Below are 13749 nucleotides of genomic sequence, written 5' to 3'. Positions count from 1 at the left end.
AATGGAGGCGATCTGGTAAGTATCGACGGCTTCAGCGGCTCGGTTTATCTGGGGACCCACGAGACCAAATCGGAGGAGCCCTTCAGGATCGCCCTTTAACCAGGAAAGATACTTTCTAAATAATGAAGGCCCTGCTCTTGTGTGAGACGAGAGCAGGGCCTTCATTATCTCAATTATCTCAAGCTAACGATTTATGGGCAAAAACGGTGAGATCGCCCATTCTGTTCGTGTAGCTGCCATACTCATTGTCGTACCAGCCGAATATCTTTGCGTGTACCACGGGCAGCCTGACCGTCTCCGCCTTCAGGGCGGAAGGGATGTTCGGCACCTGGGACAGGTCGATGGACATGAAGGCAGTCCTGCTATGGTTGAACTGCCCTTCGATCACGATAGCGGCATTGACTCCAATGAGGTCGGTGGAGACATTCTGCTCCTCCGAATAGCGGACCAGGTGCTCGGGGTCTTTATCCGAGATCTTCTTATAGAGGTCGTTGATGTGTTTGGTCGTGATCGACGGAACCCCATCCTTGCCCTGGTGTGCCTGAAACGTTACGTTCAGAACGATCAGGGATTCTGTGTTCGTGGGAACACGAATCGAATCCGCCATGAAGCCTATCTCCTTTACCTCGGGGATAACCTGGGCCAGCGCATCGGCCGCATTGGTGGAAGTGAGGATGATATTATTAAGGATGCTCCTGTTTTTCCTCAGATCCTTTTCGTCGGCCTTGGGCACGCTGTCGAGCACGCTCTGAGTGTTGGTCGCCGCATGGACCGTGGACATGGAGGCCGTAAGGATTTTACTCGTCTCCTTGTTGTCGAGAAGGGGCTTTACCATATGGGCGAGCCCGGTGGTCGTGCACGACGCCGCGGAAAGGAGCCTGTGCTTCTTATGGTCGAATGCATGGTGGTTGATCCCGTAAATAAGGGTTATTGCATCGGCGGGCATGGAGAGGGCCTTATTCTTTATCTTGAATGCCGATGAATTAACCACGATGCGGGCCCCGCCTTCCAGGTGTCCCTTGATGGAGCCCTTCTCGCCGTCACTCGCCGCCGTGGGATCGCCGAACTTGCCGGTGCATTCCGTCACTACCTGCACACCGTAGTCCCGCCATGGGATATCTTTGGGGTTCCTTGCATCTCTCAGCACCGTAACCGGAATCCCGTCAATGAGAAGCTTCCCTTTCTGCTCGTCCACTATTTTAATGACCGGCTCTGCATTGATACCGTGCAGGAACCTGTGAAGGAGCCCGTAAGTGGCGTCCTTCTCTATAAGCTGGGCAATGGCGAACATGCCCTTCCCCACTCCCCTTCCCTGGCTCACTACCAGTTCCTTAAAATACTTTCTGTTCACATGGTGCCACAGGGTCAGCTTTCCTATTCTCCCCAACCCGTTGATACCAAGGACGGGCGCCCTGTTCTCGAAAACCTCTACCTTGCCCATCGTAACCTCCTATTTATAAGTATCTCATACGTTCGGCATTAATAAGAAGCGGGAAGCCCGGTGCGCAATACGGGGCAGCCGCTTCAGAATCTTCGATATTATTCGGGATGTCGGCAGGTAATTCCGCCTATAGGAAGGAACCGTTCAAAACGCCTTTTTTCTTTCGGCTTCAGTGCCATGTGCCTGTGTCTCTTACTTCGCCTTCACCTGCCCGCAGGGGGAAAGCGACATTAAACCGACAGGAGAACTACGCCGTTCACGATTATGCTGTATTTATAACAAAACACCCCTTTGAAAGTCAACAGGTGTTTTTCCTTTATTCACGCAGCTATAACACGCCTTGAGCTCTTCCTTGCCTCGTGAGCCGGCGCCGGATTGACCAAGCATGCCGGGTGCCGTTCGTGCCTCTACCCGCCACACCCAATCCCTGGGCGTAATTCGTTCCGAGACTGATTATTCATTCTTTGCATAAGTCTTATTATCGGATTCATACTATTCATTTGCGTGAATACTACATTTCCCTTATAATATAAGCATGGACAGGTTGGATTTAAAAGGTATGACATGCCCTATTCCGGTTGTGGAGACCAAAAAATATCTCGACAAGAACCCGGTGGGGGAAATAGAGATAATTCTCGATAATGATGTGGCAGCAGGCAACGTAACCCGCTTTCTCACGTCCAAGGGATATTCCGTCTCATCGGAGATGGAAGAGGGCGGAGCCCTTTATATTCTTAAGGGCGCAAAGGTCGGCGGGGTCCAAGAGCCGGATGCCTCCGCGTGTACCACCGTTCCTACCGAGAAAAAGCTCCTGGTGGTCATTGACTCGGACACTATAGGCCGGGGAGATGATGAATTAGGCAGGGTCCTCATGAAATCTTTTCTTTCCACCCTCAAGGACCTTGATGTGATTCCCTGGAGGATCGTTTTCCTCAACGGGGGAGTAAGGCTGCTTGCGGAGGGCTCCGATTATGTCAACGCCCTCTCCGAAATCTGCGGGCTCGGAACCGAAGTGCTCGCCTGTGGGACATGCCTCGATTTCTTCGGCCTTAAAACGAAGCTCGGGGTCGGAAGAGTGAGCAATATGCATGAGATCGCTTCCTCCTTTGTCGAGGCGAGCAACGTGCTGAAGCCTTGATACACAAATCTCCGGCAGCGGGAGCGGAGGTCGCGCGCACCATCCTGGGCGCTTCCCCCGGTACATTATGATCTATCTCGACAATTCAGCCACGTCGCACCCAAAACCGCCACAGACAATGCGCTACATGGTCGACTTCGTCACCAATGTAGGGGGGAACCCCGGCAGGAGCGGCCACACCGCCTCGGTCGAAGCGGCACGGATCATCTTTCGCGCCAGAGAAAAACTCGCGTCCCTCATCAAAGCGCCTGATTCCGAGCGTATAATCTTCACCCAGAACGGCACCGACTCCCTCAATCTCGCGATACTGGGAATCCTGGGCGAGGCAGACCACGTAATTACTACCTCCATGGAACATAACTCGGTCATGAGGCCCCTCACTTACCTGCAAAATACCCGGAAGGTTCAGGTATCGATAGCCGATTGCGCTCCCCATGGAGAACTTGATCCTGAACGAATTAAGGGCCTCATAAAAAAGAATACCAAAGCCGTAATTATCAACCATGGCTCCAATGTGACGGGCGGCCTACAGGACCTCAGAGGCATAAGAGCGGCTACGGAAGGTCTGTTTCTTATCGTCGACGCCTGCCAGACCATCGGTTCCTTCCCCATCGATGTCGTGGGGGATCGGATCGACGCCCTCTGTTTCTCCTGTCATAAATCCCTTTACGGAGTGCAGGGCCTCGGGGCTGTGTACCTCCGGGAGGGCGTTACACCCATACCTCTCAGGTTCGGGGGCACGGGCAGCAGGTCGGAGTCGATCGAGCAGCCCACAATCCTTCCGGACTGCTACGAGAGCGGCACGCCCAATACCCCGGGCATCGCGTCCCTTTTAGGAGGCCTTACCTTCATAGAGGAAACCGGGATCGGGAAGATCATGGAGAAGGAAGGAGCACTCATGAAGGCCCTTCGCGCCGGCCTTGAAGATACGGGACAAACAACGATATATGGCGCCCAGGGCAGCGCTCCCCCGATTCCTGTACTCTCCTTCAATATAAAGGGTAAATTACCGTCGGAGGTAGGGTATGAACTAAATAAGAGGGGAATTTACGTACGCGTGGGACTTCATTGTTCTCCCGAAGCCCATAGGACTATCGGCACCTTTCCTCACGGGGCCGTGAGGGTCTCTCCGGGCTATTTCACCGGTGAAAGCGATATCGCAGCATTCATAGAGGCGGTCAGAGAAATTGCAGAAACTTAAAAAATGTTCCTATTATCTTATATTTGCCACAATACATGACGTGTTGAAGGCGGAAAAAAGACTGAAGGAAAAGGGTTTGGCCATAGAGCTCATGCCCATCCCGAGAAATCTCAGCTCCGACTGCGGCTCCTGCATCAGGCTGGATGACGAGATCGAATCGGCAATGGCCTGCATGGGAGGCATCAAAGTCGAGAAACGCTACATGTTCGATGGAAAGGAATATATTGCCTTGAACCTGGAACAGGGCTGCGAACCCCCGTCAGCTTCTTCTTAAACCAGCGAGAATCCGCATCCCCATTCCTCATCGTCAAGACTCACTTCCGTACATGAGGAATACGGCACATCTCCGTAGGAAAAAAAGATAACCATGCAATTTCTCGCTTTATCCGTATAATAGAGGTTGCCGTCTTTATCCATGGCAAGAGGCAGCTCCTTGCCCTCCGGATATATCGATTCAAGGCATGGAACGCAAAGAAACGGCCGTCTGCCCGCGCCTTCCCCCCTGATGCCCTCTTTTTCCGCTTTCTTCCCGCACTTTTTACACTTCCCACTGACCTTCGCTCCCATACCCTACGCCCTCCTCTAGACTCTTATGCTTCCTTCGGGACACATTTCCTGACAGCAATAGCAGCAGATGCACGCACGGTAGTCGAACCGGGGCAGCCCCTGCTCCATGGTTATCGCGGAGGCAGGGCACATGCTGCCGCACACCCCGCAGCCTCTGCACATCTCTTCCTTCACCTTAGGCTTTTTCACGAGTAATTTTCGGAGAATCTTCTTCACAAACCCCGGAAGTGCCCAATCCGCGGCCGATTCCCGCGCCGGAATGAGCCCTTGGATAAGGGGAGCCCCCAGGTCCACGACTTCATATTTTCCCAATAATCCATGTTTGATCGCAACAGCGCTCAGAGGCAGAGGCGGATCTATACCCGCCCGCTTTTCGATCACATAATCAAGGGCGAATGCGTTTTTGGACATGGCAATTATGCCGAAAGGACGGACCCTTCCGCTCGAGGGGCCGTCTCCGTCCATGCCGATGATCCCGTCAAGGATAGTAAGGGTCGGTTTTACAAGGTTATGGATATCGGCGAGCACCGATGCGAAAAGGAACCTGTCCTTTCCTGCCCTCAGGTGCCACCTACCCTTTTCCTTGCCCGGCACGAAGCCGAAAGTATTTTTCACCCCCAGAGTAAGACCCATCATGACATGGGTTTTCAATTTCGGGAGATTTATGATCCCATCATAAGAGCGGATATCCTCGGCAAGGGTGAAGACCCTGTAAGGTGATACGCCCTCTCCTTTCACAAGTACCTTTTTGTTGAAGGGGGCGATTTCGATTCCCATCTCCTCGACCACTTCCATGAGACCGCAAACCCTGAGCACCCTTTCGCACGATTCATACCCGGGGCTGTCCCCGATATATATCTTCGCGCCCAGGTCCCGCAACACTTCGGCAATAGCCCGCACCACGGCGGGATGGGTAGTAACGGCTTTCTCAGGGGATTTGCCGGAGAGGAGATTTGGTTTCAAGAGGACCCGGGCGCCCTCAAATTCCTTCTCCATGCCGCCGATTCCTTCGAGAATAAAATCCTTTATGAGGGAAACCCGGTATTCGGGGCATGAGCCGAGGTAGACCCTTTCCAAATTCTTACTCGCCGTTGAAGCGGGCTTCGAGGAAGGTGATGCATATCCTGCCTTCAATGCCCTCCCAGCAAGACTTGCTCTCCCGCTCTCCCAAATTGTAAACTACCCGGTAGCGCGCGCGCTGCACGAAGAGGCCTCCCGGTCCTTCCCGGACAGGTCCTCTCAGGGTCAGATCATCGATAAAGTCTTTCAAGCTTATATCGAACCTTTCCTCGAAAGCCTTTTCGTTGACATATTTTTCGTCTCCGGCCGCCAGGAGAAAGGTTTGGGGGGTCTTTTTAAGGTAGACGATTGTTTCCCCAAAGGGACCGTACACCTCCATCTGCATCGCATCGGGATAGGCGACCCTGAGAGACATGGAGCCTGAATAATGCATATCCTTCCACGCCATATTCAGGTCGCACAAAGCTTCCATGGAATCGATTGTCTTAGGCCATTCTATGGGAAGTGCGGTCTTACGGGTGAGGAAGGAGCATCCGGACAGGAGCAATAGAAGGCAGAGCCATACCAGTCCTTTTTTCACTTTATTTTATCTTGGGCTTCCTTTATTTTCTTATCCAGGGCCCGCTTCTTATCTTCTTTCTTTTCGAGCCTGCCCGACCTTTCAAAAGATTCGACGGCATTGCGATAATCCCTCATGCTCATATAGACCTCTCCGAGATGCTCTGCGATAGTGGGGTCGTCGGGGAGGGATTGGGTTGCCTTCAGTATCTCCGTGAGGGCCATCTTATAGTTGCCCTTCTTATAATATACCCACCCAATGCTGTCGAGAATATAGGCGTCTTCAGGCCTTTTCTGCAAAGCCTTTTTGATCATCTCTTCGGCCTGATCGAGGTTTATCCCTTTTTCCGCCCATGTATACCCGATAAAGTTAAGGGCGTGGGCATACTCGGGGTCGAGCTTCAGCACCTCCTGCATAATACTCAACGCCTTATCCGTCTCCCCGGCCTTCTCATGGAGCATTCCTATCTGGTAGAGGAGGTCCACATTTGTCGGGAATAAGCGACGGGCCTCGTTGAGCGTCTCTATGCCTTTCCGGAAATCCCCCTTCTCTTCATATAATGATGAGAGAAGGATGTAGAGGTCGACGCTGTCCTTCTTCGCTGCAGTAAACCCTTTAAATTTTTCGATACCCTCGTCGATTTCACCGGTTTTTACGTAAAGAAAAGCGATATTCTTTGCAGCGTCCATAAATTCTTCGGCATTCGGCTCGATCTGGAGGAATTGGCGGATAGCCTCTTTAATATTTCCCTTTTCTTTCCAGGCAACGGCAACATAGTACCGGACGGAGTTATTCTTCGGTTGGGATGCGAGGAGAAAATTGAATTCCCGTATCGCCTCGTCGAATCTGCCCTCCTCCAGGTGAAGGAGCCCTATTTTGATCCGGATCGACAAATCTCCCCTATCCACGTCAGAAAGCTTCTCGAACTCATGGATAGCCCTGTCGTACTGCTTCCGTCTTACGTAGACCGCCGCAATTCTCGATCGGGCCCTCTTGTTGTCCGGGTCGAGGACCACTATCTTCTGATAAAGATCGATGGCCTTGTCGAAATTACCTTCCAGCTCATAGATAGTCCCAAGGTCCATGAGGGCGGGCTCGAAATTCGGCTTGAGCTCCAGGACTTTGGTCAGGAAGGCGGCGGCTTTGTCGTAGAGCTTCAGCTCCGCGTGAAGCCTTCCCATATAGTAGAGGGTAAGGATGTTATCCTCGTCGTAGGCCAGCACCTTCTCATAGGTCTTGATGGCCTGATCATATTTCCTTTCCGTAATATATATGGCGCCGAGGTGCAGATATGCTTCCGTGTCCTCGTCGTCCAACGCAATGCATCGCTCATAGAGGGATTTTGCCTTCCCGGGGTCTTTCTCGGCCTGGTAGAGGCCGGCGAGCAGAATGAGCGCATTTCTGTTCGTGCCGTTTATCTCGATCGCTTTCTTCAGAAGCTCTTCTGCTTTAGGGAAATTACTTTTTTTGATGTAAACCAGGGCAAGCTCGGTCCTGATGTCCGCAGAGCCGGGGTCCGCGGCAAGGGCCTTCCGGTAGGACTCTATAGCCTCGTCATAATTCCCTTGTGCCTCGATCCGGTAACCCTGGAGGAAAGAGAAAATCGACGCGGAATAATCAATTCCCCATGCCTGAGCAAGGGGAGAAAGAAAAAAAGCTAAAAAGAGAAATACCGTTTTTTTCATAAAGTTGTTGTTATGGCCTCCCTATTGTATCACAGGCGCGGCTAAAAAACCATGAGGGGCCTATCGTATGAGTCTTCCGATCCTTTCCCACCGTACGTAATGAAGGAGGTCAGGCGATTCGCCGTCCCACGAGAAGTAGATGATGAGGGCTTTGCCCACAAAAAGGTCTTTTCTGACGAAACCCCAGAACCTGCCGTCGAGGCTTCTGTCCCTGTTGTCGCCCATGACGAAATAACAGTCTTTCGGGACCTTTTGCGGGGGGAGGTTATCTCTCGGAGAGAGGAATCCGGGCATTATCACATTCGGCTCGGCATAATGGGCCCAGGGGTCCTTGATTCTCTCGCCGTTGACGAAAATTTTGGTCTTATCCCTTACCTCCACCGTCTCCCCTTCGGTCGCGATGACCCTTTTAATGAAGTCTTTGCTCGTGTCGACGGGGTACCTGAAGACCACCACATCGCCCCTTTTGGGCTTGCCGATATTCAAAATCACGATGTCGGTGAAGGGGACCTTCATCACATAGCTGAGCCGGTTTACCAGCAGGTGGTCGCCTATAAGAAGGGTGGGCTCCATGGAGCTCGACGGGATCTTGAAGGCCTGTATAAAAAAACTACGGACGAAAAAGGCGATAATCGCCGCAATGATGAGGGACTCTGCATATTCCCTCGTCTTACTTTTGTTTCCTTTCATTTAGGCTCCTTTTGCCCTCTTCCACGCAGTCCGGGGCGTCACATTCTCTCCGGCGCCGATACGCCGAGGACCTGCAGACCGTCCTTTATAATAGCTTTTAATATCTTGAGGAGCAATAACCTCGCCAGAGTGAGGTCCGGGTCTTCGCCCAGGACCCTGGCCTTATTGTAATAACTGTGAAATTTTCCCACCAGATCGAGCAGGTAGAAGGCAATGCGATGGGGCTCGAAGCCTCGCGCACCGCCCTCCAAGGCTGCATAATACTGGAGCATCATCCTGATCAGGTTGATCTCCTCCTTAAGCTCGAGCCGGCTTACATCGGCACGGTCGAGATCATTGAGGTCTATACCGTTCTCCTCTGCGACCCGAAAAATGCTTTCAATCCGCGCGTGGGCATACTGGACATAGTAGACGGGGTTGTCGTTTGAGGTTTTCTTGGCGAGATCGAGGTCAAATTCGAGATGGGCATCACTCTTCCGCATGAGAAAGAAGAACCTCGCCGCGTCCCTTCCCACCTCATCGAGCACTTCTTTCAAAGTGGTGAATTCACCGGACCTGGTCGACATGCCCACGGGCTTGCCGTCCTTAAGGAGGGTGACGAACTGTATGAGGAGCACCTTCAGGGCCTCCGCGTCCCGCCCCAGCGCCTTGAGGGACGCCTTCATGCGGGGGATGTACCCGTGATGGTCCGAGCCCCAGATGTCGACGAGCATCTCGAAGCCCCGATCGAGTTTATCCCGGTGGTAGGCGATATCGGATGCAAAATATGTCTTCTCTCCGTCGGACTTGATGAGCACCCTGTCTTCGTCTTTTTCGAAGAGGCTCGTCCTGAACCAGAGGGCATCCTCTTTTTCGTAGGCATAGTCCTTTGTTTTGAGAAACTCCAGGGTGTCCTGCACCACGCCTCTGCTGAAGAGAGACGATTCTCTATAGTAATTGTCGAATTTTACCCCGAAGGCCTCGAGGTCGTCTTCAATACTCTTCATTACCAGATCGCCCGCAAAGGAGGCCATAAGCTTTATCGCCTCGTCCCGGTCTTCCGGCACCGGGATCTGCTTCTCGTCTATGAGGGCTGCAATCTCTTTGACATAATCTCCCTGGTACAGGGTTTTTCCATATTCGACTGTTTCGCCTCGCCCTTCCTTCCACCTGAGGTAGGTCGACTCACCCAGGGTCTGTATCTGTTTGCCGGCGTCGTTGACGTAGTACTCCTTCGCCACCTCATATCCGGTTTTCTTCATAAGGTTGGAGAGCACGTCTCCCACGGCCGCTCCCCTCCCATGGCCTATATGGAGGGGTCCGGTGGGGTTGGAGCTTACGAACTCGAGTAAAGCCTTCTTCCCTTTACCCACATCGGGGAACAGTATCTCGAGGCCCGAGTCGTTCACTGCCTTGAGACCCTGTCTCCAGGCATCTTCCTTGATATAGAAATTTATGAAACCTTTGCCCGCAACTTCCACCTTATCACAGAGGTGATCGAATTCCATGCTCTCTACGAGCATACGGGCAATTTCAGGGGGAGACTTCCTTAACTTGGGGGCGAGGAAAAAGGCGACGTTGGTCGAGTAATCCCCATATCCCTCTTCCCTGGGAGATTCTATTATCGGGTTTACAAGAAAATCCGGAGGTATAGCCCCTCTCTCTTTCCCGGCGTTGAGGCAGCTCTCAATTATCTCCGCTATCTTTCTTTTCAGCATCCCCCTTCTCCGTATCCTTTATCGCCATATCCCTGGTAAAATCGGGACATTTCAATTGAATGTCTTTGCTTCTCAGAAACCTTTTTTGGCAATCCTTTCTCCAGGCGCAAAGGGCGCACAGGGCCGGCTCGTCCGTCATGGCGACTCCGTGAGGATTTCCTTATAGAGGAGCGGCTTTCTCTCCTTCATCAGGGGCCATTCCCGCCTGAACTCTTTCAAATATTCAAAATCCACGTCGGCCAGAAGCAGGCTGTCTCCTCCCCCCGTCGGACCGCCTATGATCTCCCCCTCGGGGTTTACGCAGAAAGACATGCCGTAGAAGTCCTGCGCCTCTTCGCTTCCGGCGCGGTTTACCCTCATCATGTAGACGCCGTTCGCGATGGCGTTCCCGGATATCACCGTCTGCCAGATATGCTGGGATTTGAACGCGCAGGCCGTGGGAGCGAATACGATGTCGGCCCCTTTAAGGGCCAGAATCCTCGGTCCTTCAGGGACCAGATTGTCCCATGATATCTGGATGCCTATCTTACCTTCGGAAGTCTCGAACACGGGAAAACCACGGTCGCCGGAGGAAAAGAAGAATTTCTCTTCCCACAGAGGGATATGGGGCAGATGGATCTTCCTGTAGACGCCGGTCACGCTCCCTTTGTCGAGGACCACGGCACTGTTGTAGTACTTGTCGCCCTCTTTTTCGAATATGGGGAGAATAACGACCCCCTCGGCCGACTTCATTCTCTCCTGGATTTTCCTCACCGTCTCCCCGTCTACTGTTTCGGCAAGGGCGAAGGCGCTCTCATCTTTCTCTTTGGGAAACCAGGGCAGATTGAAGAGCTCCTGGAAACAGATAATCCGGGCCCCCTCTTCGAGGGCCATATCCATGATCTTCAGGGCCTTCTCTGTATTCTTCTCTTTATCTTTTGAGCACGCGAACTGTATTCCGGCTATTTTCATATCTATTTTTTGTTTGTCGCATGAATGATGAACCAGGGGTCCAGCCTGTATTTCTTCGAGACCTCTTCAATATAGAGATTACAGTGATTTTTGAGCAGATCGATGGGGACGGCGGCTGTCCATCCCAGACGGAGGAACAGGGGAGAAAAGAATTTCTCGAGCCTCGCCAGAACCGCATTCTTGCTGCTGAAATGATTGATCACGATGATCTTGCCGTTGTTCTTCACTATTCTCTTTATTTCCGCCATCATTTTTATGGGATTAGGCACCACGCTGACAATGAAGGGCACCACCGCGTGATCGAAGCTGTCATCGGCAAAGCTCATGTTCTCCGCGTCCATCTCGAGAAGAGAGACGTGGTCGAAGCCGAACTTGTCCTTCTTCTCTTTCGCCTTTGTCAGCATCTTCCGGGTAATGTCTATTCCGACCACCCTGCATGATTCCGGATATAATTCCAGGGAAAGGCCTGTGCCCACTCCCACCTCGATGATGGTGTCGCCCGGCTTTATGCCGATCTTCTGAAGGCCCAGCCTGATCCTCGGAAAAAATGACTGCGCAAACAGGATGTCGTACACGGCCGCGTATCTACTGTATATTCGCCTGATCTCTTCCCGGTTCATAAGCTCAAAACCTAACAGATGGGAAAGAGCGGTGTCAAGGAAAAAGACGCGCCCCGCATGGCTTCCGGCCCGTGAGAGATGGATAACAAGGGTCGCATCCCGGGGCCGGCATCGGCCGAGACCCTATTCCGCTCCTTTCTTCCGGAGCCGTGTACGGGGTCTCTGCCGCCGGTTTCATTCGGTCTAGTAGTTCTCCGCCAGGACCTCCTGATACGCCTGGGGATGGGCGCAGGCCGGGCATTCATCGGGCGCTTCCGCGCCTTCATGAATGTAGCCGCAGTTCCTGCAGCGCCACTTCACAGGCTTCTCTTTCTTGAACACCGTAGCTTTTTCCACGTTCTGAAGAAGGGCAAGGTACCTTTGCTCATGGCCCCACTCTCCCTTCGCTATTTCCCTGTATACCGTTGCTATTTCCGGAAATCCTTCCTCATCCGCGATTCTGGCGAACTCGGGGTAGAGGGTAGTATACTCCAGGTTTTCACCGTCGGCCGCTTCCTTCAGGTTCTCGAGCGTCGTGCCGATTAGCCCCGCCGGATAGGATGAAGTGATCTCCACGGTGCCGCCTTCGAGAAATTTAAAGAACCTTTTCCCATGCTCCTTCTCGTTCTCCGCAGTATCCTGAAAAATCGCGCAAATCTGCTCGAAGCCATCCTTCTTCGCCTGGGACGCGAAATAGGTGTAGCGGTTTCTCGCCTGCGATTCGCCCGCGAAGCTCGCGAGCAGGTTATGTTCCGTCCGTGTGCCTTTCACTGATTTCATCTCACTCCTCCTACAATATAGTCATTAAATTGTTTCGATGAATTTCCTTCACCTGCCGCTTATGCCTTCCACAGTCCATGGAGATTGCAATATTCCCGGGCCGTTACTTTCTCTGCTTTCACTGCGAAAAAAGCCTCCGGCGCCGCTCCCGGTGGAAGGAACTGCCTGTATGCCTTGCTGTCCGCGATGAGCTCGATCCATTCGATATGGTGCGCTTCCTCCATGGGATGGGCTATTGCCCCCACCTTCACCTTGAAGCCGTCCGCGGTCGCCTCGATCACGGGCACGTGTTTTTCGAGGGATGCATCCACCGTATTCTCTTTCAGCGCCATCATCGGCTGGTTGCAGCAGACGAGCTGCCCTGCCCCGCCGTGAAGCACTTCAACTATATTCCCGCACACTTCGCATTTGTACACTTCGAGTCTCTCAGCCATGCAATATCCTCCTATTTTGATCGGTTTGTCGCTGCCTGTCCGTTGGTGCCTATCCTTCCCAATAATCGAGTCCTTCTTCCTTCACTTTCTTTGCCCCTGAAGAGCATGAGGGAGAGACCGGGCGACAGAGGAACAAAGAGAAAGTGAAAATACGTAGCCGTTGCAAACTGCAGACGTGACAGCAATAGAACATCCATATCCCCTCCTCCTCCGGATTACGATCGACTGCACAAATGCGAGGTCTTCCGAGTCCCCCTCATGATGCCTTGTCCGCCCTCTCTCCTTTATTGCAGGACGGGCAGGTTCCATAAAAATCGACGTGATTGCCGATAATCTCGAATCCCTGCCTTTCGTTCTCGGGGATGGAGAGGCCGAAGCCCTCCTGAATATCCACTATTCTTCGGCACCTGATGCAGATAAGGTGGTTGTGGTCTGCCGTATCCGGATCGAATCTGCTCTTATCGGAATCGATGAAGAGCTCCCTGATATCTCTGAGGTCCTTCAAAGCCTTAAGGGTATTGTAGACAGTGGCAAGGGACATGGTGGGAAAGGTTTTCGATACGAAGGTGTAAATATCCAGGGCGGAGGGATGGTCCTTGTTGTTCTCCAGGTACTTGAGAATCGCCATCCTTTGAGGCGTCATCTTGAAATGCTTTTTCTTTTCCCCTGCCATGGTCTCCCTACCCTATAGTGATTCTTATCTACTATTTCATATCATCTGATAGTCGTTATTGTCAATCATTTTTGATAATGGGAATTGCGTTATTTTTCTCCTTCATCCCCTTTATATCCCGCCTCTTTTGTGTTACGTTAAGAAATATGTTCGGTTTAGGCCTCCCGGAAATTATTATCATACTTATCGTAGCCCTCCTCGTGGTGGGGCCGTCGAAACTGCCGGACCTTGCCCGCTCTTTGGGAAGGGCTTTCAATGATTTCAAGAGAATGGCCGATGACGTCAAAGATACCTTCAATGAAGAAGTGGTAAAG

At 52.4% G+C, this 13749-nt stretch carries 17 protein-coding genes; 3 read left to right on the top strand and 14 right to left on the bottom strand.

Features of this window, described 5'->3' with window-relative positions; genetic code table 11:
- Positions 1 to 178: 178 nt before the first annotated feature.
- A complete protein-coding gene (locus VGJ94_16750; GenBank protein HEY3278267.1) occupies positions 179 to 1441 on the bottom strand; it encodes a glyceraldehyde 3-phosphate dehydrogenase NAD-binding domain-containing protein in 1263 nt (420 codons plus the stop codon).
- Between the two features lie 535 nt (positions 1442 to 1976).
- Here VGJ94_16750 and yedF point away from each other — a divergent pair.
- The 3 genes from yedF (at position 1977) to VGJ94_16735 (ending at position 4054) form a co-directional block, all read left to right on the top strand.
- Positions 1977 to 2579: a sulfurtransferase-like selenium metabolism protein YedF gene (yedF, locus tag VGJ94_16745; protein HEY3278266.1), complete on the top strand. Its 603-nt coding sequence runs from the start codon at positions 1977 to 1979 to the stop codon at positions 2577 to 2579.
- A gap of 67 nt (positions 2580 to 2646) precedes the next feature.
- Entirely contained in the window at positions 2647 to 3780 is a 1134-nt protein-coding gene (locus tag VGJ94_16740) for an aminotransferase class V-fold PLP-dependent enzyme (protein HEY3278265.1), read from the top strand.
- Positions 3767 to 4054, top strand: coding sequence for a DUF3343 domain-containing protein (locus VGJ94_16735; protein ID HEY3278264.1), 288 nt, complete (start codon positions 3767 to 3769; stop codon positions 4052 to 4054). The genes VGJ94_16740 and VGJ94_16735 overlap by 14 nt, the downstream gene beginning before the upstream one ends.
- On the opposite strand, the gene VGJ94_16730 is transcribed toward VGJ94_16735, so the two are convergent.
- The 13 genes from VGJ94_16730 to VGJ94_16670 form a co-directional block, all read right to left on the bottom strand.
- Positions 4051 to 4347 carry a hypothetical protein gene (locus VGJ94_16730; protein HEY3278263.1) on the bottom strand — a complete coding sequence of 99 codons (297 nt, stop codon included), beginning with the start codon at positions 4345 to 4347 and terminating at the stop codon, positions 4051 to 4053. The genes VGJ94_16735 and VGJ94_16730 overlap by 4 nt on opposite strands.
- A 15-nt stretch (positions 4348 to 4362) precedes the next feature.
- On the bottom strand, positions 4363 to 5424 hold the full coding sequence (locus VGJ94_16725) for a DUF362 domain-containing protein (GenBank protein ID HEY3278262.1): 1062 nt from the start codon (positions 5422 to 5424) through the stop codon (positions 4363 to 4365).
- A gap of 4 nt (positions 5425 to 5428) precedes the next feature.
- Complete coding sequence (locus VGJ94_16720) at positions 5429 to 5947, bottom strand: hypothetical protein (GenBank protein HEY3278261.1); 519 nt, start codon at positions 5945 to 5947, stop codon at positions 5429 to 5431.
- A complete protein-coding gene (locus VGJ94_16715; protein HEY3278260.1) occupies positions 5944 to 7611 on the bottom strand; it encodes a tetratricopeptide repeat protein in 1668 nt (555 codons plus the stop codon). Before VGJ94_16715 ends, VGJ94_16720 begins: the two co-directional genes overlap by 4 nt.
- A gap of 60 nt (positions 7612 to 7671) precedes the next feature.
- Positions 7672 to 8301 carry a signal peptidase I gene (lepB, locus tag VGJ94_16710; protein ID HEY3278259.1) on the bottom strand — a complete coding sequence of 210 codons (630 nt, stop codon included), beginning with the start codon at positions 8299 to 8301 and terminating at the stop codon, positions 7672 to 7674.
- Positions 8302 to 8339: 38 nt separating this feature from the next.
- Positions 8340 to 9998, bottom strand: coding sequence for an arginine--tRNA ligase (argS, locus tag VGJ94_16705; GenBank protein HEY3278258.1), 1659 nt, complete (start codon positions 9996 to 9998; stop codon positions 8340 to 8342).
- Entirely contained in the window at positions 9967 to 10137 is a 171-nt protein-coding gene (locus VGJ94_16700) for a hypothetical protein (GenBank protein HEY3278257.1), read from the bottom strand. Before VGJ94_16700 ends, argS begins: the two co-directional genes overlap by 32 nt.
- Positions 10134 to 10949 carry a nitrilase-related carbon-nitrogen hydrolase gene (locus VGJ94_16695; GenBank protein HEY3278256.1) on the bottom strand — a complete coding sequence of 272 codons (816 nt, stop codon included), beginning with the start codon at positions 10947 to 10949 and terminating at the stop codon, positions 10134 to 10136. The genes VGJ94_16700 and VGJ94_16695 overlap by 4 nt, the downstream gene beginning before the upstream one ends.
- A gap of 2 nt (positions 10950 to 10951) precedes the next feature.
- Positions 10952 to 11569: a methyltransferase domain-containing protein gene (locus tag VGJ94_16690; GenBank protein HEY3278255.1), complete on the bottom strand. Its 618-nt coding sequence runs from the start codon at positions 11567 to 11569 to the stop codon at positions 10952 to 10954.
- A gap of 183 nt (positions 11570 to 11752) precedes the next feature.
- A complete protein-coding gene (locus VGJ94_16685; protein ID HEY3278254.1) occupies positions 11753 to 12328 on the bottom strand; it encodes a rubrerythrin family protein in 576 nt (191 codons plus the stop codon).
- A gap of 59 nt (positions 12329 to 12387) precedes the next feature.
- Complete coding sequence (locus VGJ94_16680; protein HEY3278253.1) at positions 12388 to 12762, bottom strand: desulfoferrodoxin; 375 nt, start codon at positions 12760 to 12762, stop codon at positions 12388 to 12390.
- Between the two features lie 11 nt (positions 12763 to 12773).
- On the bottom strand, positions 12774 to 12959 hold the full coding sequence (locus tag VGJ94_16675) for a cytochrome ubiquinol oxidase subunit I (GenBank protein ID HEY3278252.1): 186 nt from the start codon (positions 12957 to 12959) through the stop codon (positions 12774 to 12776).
- A gap of 59 nt (positions 12960 to 13018) precedes the next feature.
- The gene (locus VGJ94_16670) at positions 13019 to 13435 is read right to left on the bottom strand and encodes a transcriptional repressor (protein HEY3278251.1); all 417 of its coding nucleotides are present in this window, start codon (positions 13433 to 13435) and stop codon (positions 13019 to 13021) included.
- Positions 13436 to 13749: the final 314 nt, after the last annotated feature.

The sequence above is a fragment of the Syntrophorhabdaceae bacterium genome (assembly GCA_036504895.1).
Lineage (GTDB): Bacteria > Desulfobacterota > Syntrophorhabdia > Syntrophorhabdales > Syntrophorhabdaceae > PNOM01.
This window is presented reverse-complemented; position numbering and strand designations above follow the sequence as displayed.